This is a genomic window from Peptococcaceae bacterium 1198_IL3148, assembly GCA_036763105.1.
GTDB lineage: Bacteria > Bacillota > Desulfotomaculia > Desulfotomaculales > Desulfohalotomaculaceae > JBAIYS01.
Map to the genome: position 1 here is coordinate 48,382 of JBAIYS010000012.1, position 14,157 is coordinate 62,538.

Genomic DNA, 14,157 nt, shown 5'->3' on the forward strand with positions numbered 1-14,157 from the left:
CGGGGGTTATATAATGCAAAAGCCCGAACTTTTAGCTCCGGCCGGTTCATGGGAGGCGCTGGTGGCGGCTGTTCAAAATGGAGCAGACGCTGTATATTTCGGTGGCAAAGCCTTTAATGCCCGGTATTCGGCCACCAATTTTGATGATGATCAATTGGTCAAGGCGGTGGAATATTGCCATGTCCGTGGAGTTAAGGTTTATGTGACAGTAAATATCATTTTGTCCGATACTGAATTGAAGGAAGCTTTGACTTTTCTGCATTTTCTGCACAACAGTAGGGTAGATGCCATCATAGTTCAAGATCTGGGCTTAGCTAAACTGGCCCGCCAAGTGGTGCCCGAATTGCCGCTCCATGCCAGCACCCAAATGACGGTGCACAATGCCGCTGGGGTAGAATTATTACAGCAGTATGGTTTTGAACGGATTGTATTGTCCCGGGAGATGGAATTGGAGAACATTGCCCAAATTAAAAGGGAAACCGGTGCCGATTTGGAAACCTTTATCCACGGGGCATTATGTGTTTGCTATTCCGGACAATGCTTGATGTCCAGTATGATTGGTGGCCGCAGCGGCAACCGGGGTAGATGTGCCCAACCCTGCCGTTTACAGTATCAGTTGGTTGACCACCGGGGCAAGTCTTTGGTTGACACCGGGGCGGTGGGGGATTATTTACTAAGCCCTCGCGACATCAACCTGAGCGCCCATGTGCCGGACTTAATCAGGGCTGGTATAAATTCCTTCAAGGTGGAAGGTCGCATGAAGCGTCCAGAATATGTGGCCACCGTTATCAGGGTCTATCGCCAGTTAATTGATAAGGCTTTGGCCGGCGGGGAATTCAATGTGGAGCCTAGAGAAGCAAAGGATTTGGAACAAATCTTTAATCGTGACTTTTCCACCGGCTATTTTTATGGTAACCCTGGCGGTGAATTAATGAGCTACAAGCGCCCCAATAACCGAGGAATACTATTGGGTCGAGTAAAAAGATTTAGCAAAGACAGCAACCTGGTGGAGCTGGCACTGCACGAACCACTGCGGGTGGGAGATGGCATTGAGGTTTGGGTCACCCAAGGTGGTCGGGTGGGCACCGAGGTGTCCCGCATTATTATGCAGGGCAGCCAAGTGGAGAGTGCCCCGGCCGGTGCCAACGTTTGGGTGGATATTCGGGGAAAAGTGCGCCCGGGAGACCGGGTGTTTAAAACCAACGACGCCCAGTTAATGCAACAGGCTAAGTTGAGTTATACCTCCAGTAAAGAACTGAAAAAGATTCCACTTAAGTTTACAGTTAAAGCCAGTGTGGGCGAACCGCTGTACATTAAAGTGGCGGATCCGATGGGCAATTGGGCCGAGCATTCCTCAATAGAAGTGGGCCAACCGGCAGAAAAAAGACCTTTGACAGAGGATTTTTTGGCTGCGCAATTGAATCGTCTAGGTAACACTCCCTTTTCCCTAGGGGAACTGGACAGTGATATTCAAGGGCAAGTAATGTTTCCCATGAGTGTTATCAACGAACAGCGCCGGACGGTGTTGGAACTATTGGAACAGCATCGCAGGGGTACCCGCAGTAAAACCGTCGATAAAGGGGTTTTTAAACAACGACTGACCGAAGCGCTGGCAGATTTAGAACAGCATAACCCCGGCGGCAAAAGAAACCGCCCTAAATTGGCGGTAAACGTCACTGAACTGGCAACGTTGAAGGCAGTGGTGGATGCCGGGGCAGACATTGTCTATTTTGGCGGCGAAAGCTATCGCTCCCAGAAGGCCATTACACCCGAGGACATCAAAAGTGCTACTGCCTATTGCAACAAGCACGGGGTTGAATTTGTACTGTCGTCACCCCGAATTTTGCAAGATCAAGAACTAAATCGGTTTATAAATTTTATAGGCAAAGTTATACCTAATGTTAGCAAAGTGCTGGTGGGCAACCTGGGCCTACTTAAAGAGCTTAAAGATAACCATCAGCTGCAGCTAATTGCGGATTTCTCTTTTAGTGTGTTTAATCGGGCTGCTGCCGCCATGTTGGCGGAACAAGGGGTGGTTCGGGTCACCCTTTCGCCGGAACTGACCATGGGACAAATAAAGGAATTTGCCGCCAATACCGCCATGCCATTGGAGGTGATGGTGCATGGGGCATTGCCGTTAATGGTCACCAGGTACTGTGCTATGGGCAGTTTGCTGGGCGGATTAACCAGCCAAAATAAGTGTTCTGGTCCTTGCCGCAATCAATCCTGCGGTTTGAAAGACCGTAAAGGGATTGTGTTTCCCATTAAAGTGGACCAGTATTGCCACCAGCATATTTTTAATTCTAAAGAGCTGTGTATGATTGAAGATATTGGCCCGCTGGCAGCGGCAGGTTTATCGGTACTGCGCATAGATGCCCGGATTGTCAATGCAGAACGGGCTAAGCATATTGTGCAAGCCTATCGGAATGTATTGAGGTTTTACCCAGATCAGGAGTGGTATGAAATTGCAGCCAATGCTAAGGCGGAACTAGAAAAGGAGTCAATGGGATTCACCAAGGGTCACTATTATCGTGGAATAATATAAGGGGAGTTTTATGGACGAAAGAACTTTTGCCAGATTGGAATTTCAAAAGGTGCGCCAGCGCTTAGCTGAACATGCCGGTTCTGCCCTGGGGCGAGAACTAGCAGAGCAACTGACGCCCAGTACCAATTATGATACAGTGCTGGCTTGGCAGGCAGAAACCACCCAGGCCAGCAATTTGTTGCGCTTTGAGCCCACAGCAGAACTTGGCGGCTGGCAGGACATTCGCAATCAAATTTTGCGGTTAAAAAGAGATGCTCTATTATCGGCAGAAGAGTTGTATCCGGTGGGGACAACGCTGGCCGCTTCCCGGCGCATTAAAACATTTTTGGCGGAGCGCAGTGAGACCTACCCGGTGTTGGCTGAGATAGCGATGGGCCTGGCCAGTTTGCCTGCGGTGGAAAAGGCTATCTTAGCAGCGATCTTACCCGGTGGCGAACTGGATGACCATGCCTCACCGGAGTTGTATCAAATTCGGCGACGGATGGCCAGCGCTCAAACCAAGGTTAAAGAGCGCTTAGATGCCATTATTAGATCGCCTGAAAAACAGAAGTATTTGCAGGAGGCCATTGTCACCATTCGGGGCGATCGCTACGTGGTGCCGGTGAAACAAGAGTACCGAGGGCAGATACCTGGTATAGTGCACGATCAATCCGCCAGTGGCGCCACGGTATATATTGAGCCAATGGCAGTGGTGGAAGCCAATAACGAAGTGCGCCAATTGATGGCTGCAGAAAAGCAGGAAATCCAACGCATTTTGGTTCATCTAAGCAGTTTAGCAGCGGGAGTGGTGGATGAACTGAGCTTAGCTATGGATTCATTGGGACATTTGGATTTTGTGTTGGCCAAAGCCAATTACGGTCGCAAACTAAATGCTTGGCAGCCAAAGATTAGTCCCCAACCGAAATTAAACCTCGTCAAAGCCCGCCATCCATTATTGACCGGCGAGGTGGTGCCGGTGACCGTTTGGTTAGGCGAAGATTTCACCACCATGGTGATTACCGGTCCCAATACCGGTGGTAAAACTGTTACGTTAAAAACGGTGGGATTAATGGTGTTAATGACCCAGTCTGGCTTACATGTGCCGGCGGAGGATGGTTCCGAGGTGGGCATTTTCAGTCAGGTGTTTGCTGATATTGGCGATGAACAGAGCATTGAGCAGTCGTTAAGTACCTTTTCATCCCATATGAGTAACATTGTCGGTATTATCAATCAGGCCGATGACCGCAGTTTGGTGTTGGTTGATGAATTGGGTTCTGGCACAGATCCCACCGAAGGGGCGGCGCTAGCTCAATCAATTTTAGAGTATCTGCACAAAATTGGGGCGCGCACCATTGCCACCACTCACTACAGCGAACTAAAGAATTTTGCCTATGCCAATCAGGGGGTAGAAAACGCCAGTGTTGAATTTAACAGTGAGACGCTAAGGCCAACTTACCGTTTGCTAATTGGTAAGCCTGGGCGCAGTAACGCCTTTGAAATCGCTCAGCGGCTGGGGCTGTCAGAGCACTTGGTACAGCGGGCCCGGGGATATTTAACCGAAGAGCAAATTGAGGCGGCAGAGTTAATGCAAAAAATGGAGCGCACCCAGCAGGAGGCCGAAAAAGAAAGACAACAGGCCGTGAAGTTGCGATTGGAAACGGAACAATTAAAAGAGCGCTATCAGAAATTAGAAGAACAGCTCAATGCCCGCAAAGCGGATATTATTAATAAAGCCCAAGAAGAGGCCCAGCAGATTATTAAACAGGCCCGGCAGCAATCTGAGGATATCATTAAAGAGTTAAGGGAGAAACTGGCAGAACAGAGTACCCGGGAACGGGAAGAAGCAATTAAACAAGCCCGAGAGAAAATCTATAATCTATATGACAAGGGCATGAAGAAAAGAATTAAACGTACCCAAACTTTCCAACCGCCCAAACAATTACAACCGGGGGATGAGGTCTATCTACCCCAGTATAATCAAAAGGGATATGTGTTGGATATTGGTGACAAAGGCGTTTTGGTGCAGGCCGGTATTTTAAAGTTAACGGTGCCCAAAAACCAGTTGCAAAAGGTTGAACAACCAAAGGTAAATCCTGGCCAAAGCCAAGTGGGGAGAGTGGTGATGGAAAAGGCCCAAAAAATCAGTCCCAACTTGGATATGCGTGGCATGACGGCGGACGAAGGTTTGCTAGAAATGGAAAAATATTTGGATGACGCTTACATCGCCGGTTTAAAACAGGTGAATCTAATTCACGGTAAAGGGACCGGCGCCCTGAGGGCAGCAGTACATCGAGAACTGAAAGATAACCCGCGAGTAAAAAAGTTCCGCCTCGGAGAACTAAGCGAAGGCGGTGCCGGGGTCACCGTGGTGGAACTGAAGTAAAATTGTTTAAAATCAAATACTCGCCTGTTTTTTGTAGGGGCTCAATTTATTGAGCCCGTTTAAACGCAACTTTTTGCGCATAGAGCAAAACCTTTGCTTAATAATTAACGTTGTTTGATGGGCTTGATAAATCCAGCCTCTACAAAAAGCGATGCAAGAGGGTCGTTTTCTACACATGCTTATATTGAGAATTTAATTAATGCCAAAAATCAGCCACTTTAGAAGTTGGCTGATTTTTTAGCATCATTTTGCACATATTGTTGACCCAGCTCCTTCGAGCGGTTGGTGGCACTAACAACGGCGTGCTCAATGGCTTGTTGGAAATTATAGCGTTCCAGTTCCTTTAATCCCGCCATGGTGGTGCCGTTGGGTGATGTCACCTGTTTTCTTAATACTTCAGGGTTTTCGCCGGTTTCGATTAACATGCGGGCAGCGCCAATTAACGTTTTTAATACCAGAGGCCGAGCCAATTCCCGGGGGATACCAGTGGCTTCACCAGCCTTTTCCATTGCTTCCACCAGGTAATATATATAAGCAGGGCCGCTGCCCGATAATCCAGTCACCGCATCCAGCAGTTCTTCATCAAATACCACAACTTCACCGACGATGGTAAATATTTCCTTAGCCAGTTCTAACTGTTCTGGGCTGACATACTGCCCAGAGGTTAGTCCGGTGGCAGACTCCAGCACAGCACAGGAGGTGTTGGGCATTGCCCGCACCACAGGCACTTTAATGCCCAGCGTATCCTCAATCAAAGTGGTGGTAATGCCAGCCAATACCGAAATGATTAAGTGATTTTCAGTGATGGAATCTTTTAGCTCTGCTAAAACGCTAAAAACATCTTGGGGCTTGATGGCCAACACAATGATATTGGCTTCACTGGCGGCAGCCTTTTTATCCGTTACCGGAACAATGCCGTAGTATTGACGTAGAAACTGCAGCCGTTGAGTATTACTTCTATTGGTTACCCAAATTTCACCGGGGCGAATCTGTTCTGTTGACAATAAACCTTTCATAATTGATTCAGCTATATTGCCGGCACCAACAAATAAAAATTGATTACCTGCTAACAAAATAATTACTCCTCTCTTGACCTGACACGGCTGTCTTATGCTCTGGTTTGACCGGTGCCTTGGATTATATATTTATAACTGGTTAATTCCTTTAGCCCCATTGGTCCCCGGGCGTGTAATTTTTGGGTGCTGATGCCTATTTCGGCACCAAAACCAAATTCAAAGCCATCGGTGAACCTGGTGGAGGCGTTGTGGTAAACTGCCGCAGCATCGATGGTGCGCATAAAAATATCAGCAGTTGCTTGGTTGTTGGTGACAATGGCTTCGGAGTGTCCGGTGCTGTGTTGCTGGATATGACCGATGGCTTCGGCGAGATCTTTAACAATCTTGATCGCGATTGTTGGGGCTATAAACTCTTCGGCCCAATCACTTTCCGTTGCCGGTTGCGCATCTTTAACCAATTTTAAGGTTTCGGCACAACCGCGGATTTCTACGCCTCTGGCTTTTAATTCCGCGGCTGCTTTGGACAGCCAAGGGGATGCTATGTCTTGATGCACCACCAGTGATTCTGCAGCATTGCAAACGCCATAACGTTGGCATTTGGCATTAATAATAATATCCAGTGCCATTTGTGGGTCGGCGTCTTTATCAACGTAGATATGGCAGTTGCCGACGCCGGTTTCAATTACCGGTACAGTGGCGTTTTGTACCACCCTTTGAATTAAACCAGCCCCGCCCCGGGGAATTACTAAATCCATTAGGCCATTTAGTTTTAGCATTTCATCCACCGCCGCTCTGTCGGTGGTATCCACCAATTGCACCACTTCGGCAGAAACATTGGCTTTAGCCAGACCAGTTTTGATGGCGCTAACCAGTGCTCTGTTGCTATTAATGGCGCTGGAACTACCGCGCAGCACCACAGCACTGCCGGCTTTTAAACACAGGGCGGCGGCATCCACTGTTACGTTGGGGCGGCCTTCGTAAATGATTCCTACCACACCCATTGGCACCCGTACTTTATTGACGTTGAGACCGTTGGGGCGCGGCCAGCTTTCAATGGTTTCGCCAATGGGATCGGCCAAAGCCACAACTTGGTGGATGCCTTCAATCATACCGTCGATACGCCCGTCGTCCAGTGCTAACCGATCTAAAAGTGGTGCACTGAGGCCAGCGGTTTTGCCCTTCTCTAGATCTATTTTGTTAGCTTCAATGATTTGTTGACTATTGACCTTTAGTTGCTCAGCCACCATATTTAAAGCATGGTTTTTGATTGCGGTATCTAAAACAGCCAATTCATTGGCTGCTGATTTAGCCTTGATGGCCAGTTCCTTTACTAACGACATGCACTACTCCTCCCTTCACAAACTAACCAGTCTCGATTAATAACTTCCAAATTGTGGCGGTGTTTACCGGCCACTAAGCGCAGATCTTCTGAGGACAAGTTTGATATGCCCTTGGCCAGATTTAAATTATCGCTGGTTTTTATTGTAACCACACTGCTGGCAGGAAAGGTACCTTTAACATCCAAAATGCCCACTGCCAGCAAACTTTTTTTATCGCGGATAATGGCGTTGGCAGCCCCCTGATCCACAATTATTGTGCCCTTAGGAATACTGCTGAATGCAATCCATTGTTTGCGACTGCGGAGCGATTCCTTGGCTGGTTCAAAGCGGGTGCCAAATTGTTTGCCGTTGGCGATGGATACAATGTTCTCAGGCCTTTGGGCGCTGGTGACTATGGTGCGAATGCCGCTACGGGCAGCGATGCGGGCCGCAGATACCTTGGTACGCATGCCGCCGGTACCTACTGCACTGCCACTGCCACCGGCCACTCGTTCTAGTTTTTCGTCCACTTCTTTAACCACCGGAATGAGTTTGGCGTTAGGGTCTTTCCGCGGATCACCGCTGTATAGGCCCTCGGTGTCAGTTAGGATTACCAACAACTGGGCTTCGACTAAACCGGCCACCAGCGCGCTTAACGTGTCGTTGTCACCGAAGCGTATTTCGGCAAAGGCAACGGTGTCATTTTCGTTAACCACTGGTAGTACTTGGTGCCCCAGCAGTGAGTTGATGGTATTGCGGGCATTAATGTATCGCTTCCGGTCAGCCAAATCCTCCCGGGTGAGTAAAACTTGGGCTGTTTTAATGCCATGGTTTAAGAACAGTTTGTTATATTGTTCCATTAATAGTCCTTGCCCCACGGCAGCAGCCGCCTGCCTCTCGGGCATTGTCAGCTTGGTGCGATCCCAGCCTAAATGGCCCAGACCCGCCGCCACCGCACCGGAGGAAACCAACACCGGTTGCCAACCAAGGCTATATAATTCAGCAATACTTTTGCTTAAGGCTGCCATTTTTTGCATATTCAGCATGCCATGTTCGGTGGTTAAACTGCTGCTGCCAATTTTAATGATGATTCTTTTGCTGTCCAATTGATTTACCTCCTGAAACACCTCTAGAAGTTCCTAGTCAAGAAATAAAAAAACTCCTTCAGTCCTAAGGACGAAAGGAGTTTGCCTTCGTGGTACCACCTTAATTAATGTGCATCTAGCACATTCACTTAAGTACCCGGTATCGGGGGTAAAACCGGTTAGGTTAATTCCCTAACTGCTCAGGAGTGGGTTCAGATTTGCTGTTGGAGCACCTTACAGCCAGCGAATGCTCTCTCTGATCAACAGTTTAAATCTTACTATTCTCCCTCTTGGCGTTGACGTGATAATAACGTAATTATAAATACTTTAAATCGATTATGTCAAGGGCAGGGTAATGGCTGATATGATGGCTGAAGCAAATTTAAAGCTGACAATCTTGAGATTGCCAGCTTTTTTGGGTAACTTAATTCTCATCTGTTCTTAGCCACGGTTGTTTTTGACTATCTTTTTCTTTCTTTTTCCCTTCGTGGTCATCATTGTCGTCTTCATGGTCATCACGCTGTTGATCCCAAGAATCCAGTATATCTGGCAACCAGCTACCGCCATTTTCTTCGGTGTGCACATCGCAAATTTTAGTAGGTGCCCTTAGCCCATAGTCCGCCACATGTTCCGGCACGTCATAGGGTAGTTTGACGACGGTTTTCATAATTCTGTCTGGGCAATAATCGCTAGGCAGCTGACCGGTGGTGGCACATACCTCCATCAACACATGGGTATTGTCAGTTCCTGTAGGTACCGTTCCTTGGACAAAATAGTCGTTGACCATATGGTCTTCAGGGGTATGGGGCCCCGGTAGCAACCCGGACTTACTGTCTACTGTGGCCCGCACTAGGCCGCTTGGCTTAACAAAATCATTCTTTGGTAGGCCGGCGGTTGCTGCTTGCATTGTTTCCTTCCAAATTAAAGCGGTATAGGTTCCTCCGTAAGCTCCTAAACTGCCGGATGCCAAACCATAGTTTTGATTTGTATTGCCGATCCAAGCCACCGCCACTAAATCTGGGGTATAACCGGCAAACCAGATGTCACTGGTGGCGCCATTGCTATTATCGGTGGTGCCGGTTTTGCCTGCCATCGGTCGATTAATTAACGCTCTGGTACCGGTACCTTTGGTAACGGCATCTTTGAGCATGTCATTAATTAAAAAGGCAGTGGTTTCCTTCATTGCCCGTTGCTGTTTGGGGCTGGTTTCTGCCACTATGGTGCCATCCAATCTTTCCACTTTGCGAATCACCATTGGCTCGCTGTAAACACCATTGTTGGCAAAGGCGCCGTAAGCGGCAGCCATCTGTAGTGGTGTAACACCGGTACTTAATCCACCAAGGGCGGCAGATAAGCCTTCGTTTTTCGGGTTTAATCCTTCAATGCCCAATTTTTTGGCAAAGGCAAAGGAATTGTTTAACCCTACATCTTCTAGTAATTTAACAGCCACTATATTTATTGAGCTGGTTAAACCCTGGCGCATGGTAACTAAACCGCGGAATGAACCGCTATCATTCTTTGGTTGATATGACCCTTGTTTAAATGGTATGTCATCAATGACTGTGGCGGGTCCTTTTCCTAAGTATTCTATTGCTGGCCCATAGGCAATAATCGGTTTAATGGTAGAACCAGGGCGGCGTTTTTCTTTAGTGGCTCGGTTCCAACCCCGTTGACTGACATGTTCTCGGCCGCCAACTAAAGCTTTGACATGCCCGTTTTTGGGATCTAAAATAACGGTGGCGCCGTTTGGTTCAATCACCTCTCCGCCAGCATTGTAAGCCGGGGGAAAATTATTGTCATTGGCCATTGCTGTTTCGGCAGCTTGCTGCATAGCTGGGTTTAAGGTGGTGTAAATTTTCATACCACCACGAAACACATCTGCTTCACTTAACTTATAATCGCCATTTTCATCTGTTAACTCAGATATTACATAATCCATAAAATAGGGATAGGGGTACTTGGCGGTGGAAATTTCACCGGCGTTAAGTTCAATTTCTTTGGCTTTGTATTGGCTGGCCTCTGATTCGGCAATATAACCATATTTAGCCATTTGGTCCAATACAATGTTTCGCCTCTCTTTTGCTGCTTCGGGATTAACAAAGGGGTCATATGCGCTGGGCGCCTGGGGCAAACCGGCAATTAGTGCCGCTTCGTCAACAGTTAACTCGCTGACATCCTTGTTAAAGTATGCATGGGAAGCAGCTTGAATGCCATGGGCCCCTTGGCCGAGATAAATGACATTTAAGTAACCCTCTAGGATTTCATCTTTGGTGAAATGCCGCTCCATTTGTATAGCGTAAATAGCTTCTCGGATTTTCCTTTTAAAACTTTTTTCTTTCTTTAAATCTAAAGACTGGTTAACCAATTGTTGGGTGATGGTGCTGGCACCCTGATCAAGGCTGCCGGTTTTGATGTCCGACCAAGCGGCGCCTAATATCCGATAGGGATCTACGCCAATGTGATCTCTAAATCGGATATCTTCAATGGCAATAAAAGCATTTTGCACCATCTCTGGTACTTCGCTAATATCCACTGGTATCCTGTTTTCAGCACCAATTCTAGTGACCAGGTTGTCGTTTTCATCGTATATTTCAGTTGCAGCTGCAAAATTTATTGCATCTGGGTTAAAAGTTGGCATATCGGCTACACTGGCATATATTAATGCAAAGGCAGCACCCCCGGTGGCCACTACTAATAAAGCGAATATTAATAAAGCCAAGCGAGCGATGTTCAATTTCCTGCGACGCTTTTTCTTAGCCACGAGCTAGTCCTCCTTAGGCCTTTTTACCTCTGATTATAACACAGCACTAGGAAAAAATTGTAGATAAAATTTACCTACCTTGTCATAGTTTGTGGCATTTTGGTATAATGATTGAAGTTGAGCTGATTTGTATTAGTTTGAAAGGAGATTATTGATTGTGTCCCAAGTTGAACAAAATCTAGAAAAACAGTTGGAGATTATTAAACGAGGCACGGCGGAAATTGTGCCTGAAAATGAACTGATAGAAAAACTCAAAAAATCTATCAAAGAAGATAAACCCTTACAGGTTAAGTTGGGCTTAGACCCCACAGCACCGGATATTCACTTAGGTCATACTGTGGTGTTGCAAAAGTTGAAACAGTTACAGGACCTAGGGCACCAAGTGATTATCCTTCTGGGTGATTACACTGGACGTATCGGTGATCCAACGGGTAAATCTGAAGCCCGGAAACAATTGACTGAGGAACAAGTGCTGGCCAATGCCCGCACTTATGAAGAACAAATATTTAAAATTTTAGATCCCGATAAAACAAGGGTGGTATTTAATAGCCAATGGCTGGCTCACCTTACCTTTGAAGAGGTGATCAACCTAACGGCAAAATATACAGTGGCCCGTATGCTGGAGCGGGAAGATTTTCACAAGCGGTATCAAGAGGGGTTGCCAATCAGCATTCACGAATTCTTATATCCATTAATGCAGGGCTATGATTCTGTGTCTTTAGAAGCTGATATTGAACTGGGCGGAACTGACCAGAAATTTAACCTGTTAATGGGTCGTCACCTACAAAAGGAATATGGTCAAGAACCGCAAATAGCCATCATGATGCCTATTTTAGAGGGTTTGGATGGCGTCAACAAAATGAGTAAGAGTTTAGGCAATTACATTGGCATTGATGAACCCGCTAACGAAATGTATGGCAAGACCATGTCTATCCCTGACCAGTTGATGGTGCGTTATTTCGAGTTGGTGACCCAGGTGCCATTGGAAGAAGTGCGGGCAATTGAGGCGGGACTGCAGGATGGTAGTTTGCATCCCAGGGATGTGAAAATGCGACTCGGTAGAGAAATTATTACTATTTATCATGGAACTGAAGCAGCGCTACAGGCAGAGGAAGGTTTTAAGAAGGTCTTTCAACAACGGGAATTGCCCGATGAAATACCTGAGTTTAAAATAACAGATGCAGTGATGGAAGAGGGGAAAATTGTTTTACCCAAACTGTTGGTGGCGGCAAATTTAGTCAGCTCTAACAGTGAAGCCAGAAGATTGGTGAAGCAAAACGCCGTTAAACTTAATGGTGAAACGGTGCAGGATCCCAACATGAGATTTGACTTTGCATCCGGCACCATTATTAAAGTGGGTAAAAGAAAATTTGCTAAGTTAGTTTAAATGATGCTAAGGTGTGTTGATCTGTTGAAGATTAACGCGCCTTAGTTTTTTATTGCATGGAAAACAAAAAATCATCACGTCAAGGGTCAACCACTCATATAAATATTATGGGGGTGAGTTGATTGTTTAAAAAGAGGCGGCGATTTTCAAGCACGGCCTTTTTTATAATTGTGTTAATTATCTCAGTTTCGTTGGTTTACTATCTAGTGGACAAAAATTTACGTCCCACTATTATTGCAATAGCTGAATCAAGAGCAAATTTAATGGTTAATGACGCCGTAAGTCAAGCGGTACAAACCCGGGTGGCGGAAGAAAAATTACAATACCAGGACTTGGTTAATATTCATAAAGACAAAGATGGTCGTATTGTGATGATGCAAGCCAATACCGTCAGGATAAATCAAATATCCACAGACATTACCCTAGAGGTGGATAGGGCGTTAAAAGAAATTGAAAACGAGGAGTTAAACATCTCTTTAGGTCAAGCCATTGGTAGTCACTTTTTAGCTAATTATGGTCCGCAAATTAAAGTTGACGTTTTGCCGGTGGGCAGTGTTGCGGTGCTGGTGACAGATAAATTCGATTCCACCGGCATTAACCAAACACGACATCAAATTACTTTGGATTTGAAAACTAAAGTAAAAATTGCCATACCTTTATATAATAATGATATAGATGTACATACCATTGTGCCTTTAACCGAAAGTGTAATAGTGGGTGATGTTCCGGAAACCTGGGTTAGTATTCCTAACGGGCTGTTGAGTGGGATTGCTCCCACCCAACAGTAGCAATCACTTAATTGAAGACTGGAATTTGTAGGTCATTCGCGAGATGTTTTTAATCACCTGATAAGCCTCATCGCTGCTGGGTGTAGATTTGCTTAAAACCACCAAGATGTAGGGGTTGTGAGGGTGTTTGACGTAAGCCACATCGTTGTGGGTACCGGTGGGGGGCCAATCACCAGTTTTGTTAGCCACTGTTATTTCCGGCGGTATTCCAGCCGGAAGGCGATCGCGAAAAATGGTGTGTTCTAAATGATTCATTAGAATGGAACCCAGTTGTGGGTGGTTTAATGTAAATTTTCTAGTTTCATCCATGTATATAGCCATGTCCCGGGGGCAAGTGATGTTTTGATTATTGACTACAATTACCCCGCCAATTTGGCGCATATAGCCCTTAACGTTTTGGCGTCCTAAGTAATCGTATAATATGTTGGTGGCCACATTGTCGCTATGGGTGATGGATGCTTGGGAAAGCTCTTCAATTGTAAACATGCTGCCGATGGGTTGGTTCTGCAGATAACCAGTTCCCCCTTCCTGGTGTTGGGCTTTATAGGTTAACAGGGTAGAGGGGGCTAGTTTTTTTGCTGCCATTTGCTGATAAAGATAGAGGTTGATCGGTATCTTGATGGTGCTGGCAGCATGGAACGGTGTCAACTCATTAACGCCAGCGGTTTTGCCGCTGTTAATGTCTAACAGATAAATGCCGTAGGTGCCACTGGCTTTATCTAATTGCTGCTGCCATTGTTCGGTTAACTTAGAGTACGGAATGTTTGAATGGGCATGAATTGCCATGGGGGCGATAAATATAAAACAGAAAAGGTTTAATATAATGATTATATATCGCATGATGTTCACCTCTCTGTTTATATGTTGTCTCAAAGGTAAGTAAAAACCCTGGTC

9 protein-coding genes and 1 other annotated feature are annotated in these 14,157 nt (G+C 46.3%); of the genes, 4 read left to right on the forward strand and 5 right to left on the reverse strand.

The genetic code is table 11. From position 1 onward, the window contains the following. Window positions 1-13 precede the first annotated feature (13 nt). Together V6C27_11620 and V6C27_11625 are read left to right on the forward strand one after the other, a co-directional pair. Window positions 14-2,545, forward strand: a complete 2,532-nt coding sequence (locus V6C27_11620; GenBank protein ID MEG6617063.1) for a DUF3656 domain-containing protein — start codon at window positions 14-16, stop codon at window positions 2,543-2,545. A 10-nt stretch (window positions 2,546-2,555) separates the two neighbouring features. After that, a complete protein-coding gene (locus tag V6C27_11625; protein ID MEG6617064.1) occupies window positions 2,556-4,907 on the forward strand; it encodes an endonuclease MutS2 in 2,352 nt (783 codons plus the stop codon). A 218-nt stretch (window positions 4,908-5,125) separates the two neighbouring features. Here the strand turns inward: V6C27_11625 and proC are convergent, their stop codons facing one another. The 4 genes from proC to V6C27_11645 all read right to left on the reverse strand — a co-directional run bounded on the left by proC (window position 5,126) and on the right by V6C27_11645 (window position 11,088). Beyond that, the gene (proC, locus tag V6C27_11630; protein MEG6617065.1) at window positions 5,126-5,980 is read right to left on the reverse strand and encodes a pyrroline-5-carboxylate reductase; all 855 of its coding nucleotides are present in this window, start codon (window positions 5,978-5,980) and stop codon (window positions 5,126-5,128) included. Window positions 5,981-6,015: 35 nt separating this feature from the next. Next, complete coding sequence (locus V6C27_11635) at window positions 6,016-7,263, reverse strand: glutamate-5-semialdehyde dehydrogenase (protein ID MEG6617066.1); 1,248 nt, start codon at window positions 7,261-7,263, stop codon at window positions 6,016-6,018. Beyond that, entirely contained in the window at window positions 7,254-8,348 is a 1,095-nt protein-coding gene (gene proB / locus V6C27_11640; GenBank protein ID MEG6617067.1) for a glutamate 5-kinase, read from the reverse strand. The genes V6C27_11635 and proB overlap by 10 nt, the downstream gene beginning before the upstream one ends. 63 nt (window positions 8,349-8,411) lie before the next feature. Then, window positions 8,412-8,628 (reverse strand) — a binding site (T-box leader). Between the two features lie 123 nt (window positions 8,629-8,751). Continuing rightward, window positions 8,752-11,088 carry a PBP1A family penicillin-binding protein gene (locus tag V6C27_11645; protein MEG6617068.1) on the reverse strand — a complete coding sequence of 779 codons (2,337 nt, stop codon included), beginning with the start codon at window positions 11,086-11,088 and terminating at the stop codon, window positions 8,752-8,754. A 157-nt stretch (window positions 11,089-11,245) separates the two neighbouring features. On the opposite strand from V6C27_11645, the gene tyrS reads away from it, so the two are divergent. Then, window positions 11,246-12,475: a tyrosine--tRNA ligase gene (gene tyrS / locus V6C27_11650; protein MEG6617069.1), complete on the forward strand. Its 1,230-nt coding sequence runs from the start codon at window positions 11,246-11,248 to the stop codon at window positions 12,473-12,475. Between the two features lie 122 nt (window positions 12,476-12,597). Then, complete coding sequence (gene yunB / locus V6C27_11655; protein ID MEG6617070.1) at window positions 12,598-13,263, forward strand: sporulation protein YunB; 666 nt, start codon at window positions 12,598-12,600, stop codon at window positions 13,261-13,263. A 3-nt stretch (window positions 13,264-13,266) separates the two neighbouring features. On the opposite strand, the gene V6C27_11660 is transcribed toward yunB, so the two are convergent. Continuing rightward, on the reverse strand, window positions 13,267-14,103 hold the full coding sequence (locus V6C27_11660) for a serine hydrolase (GenBank protein MEG6617071.1): 837 nt from the start codon (window positions 14,101-14,103) through the stop codon (window positions 13,267-13,269). Window positions 14,104-14,157: the final 54 nt, after the last annotated feature.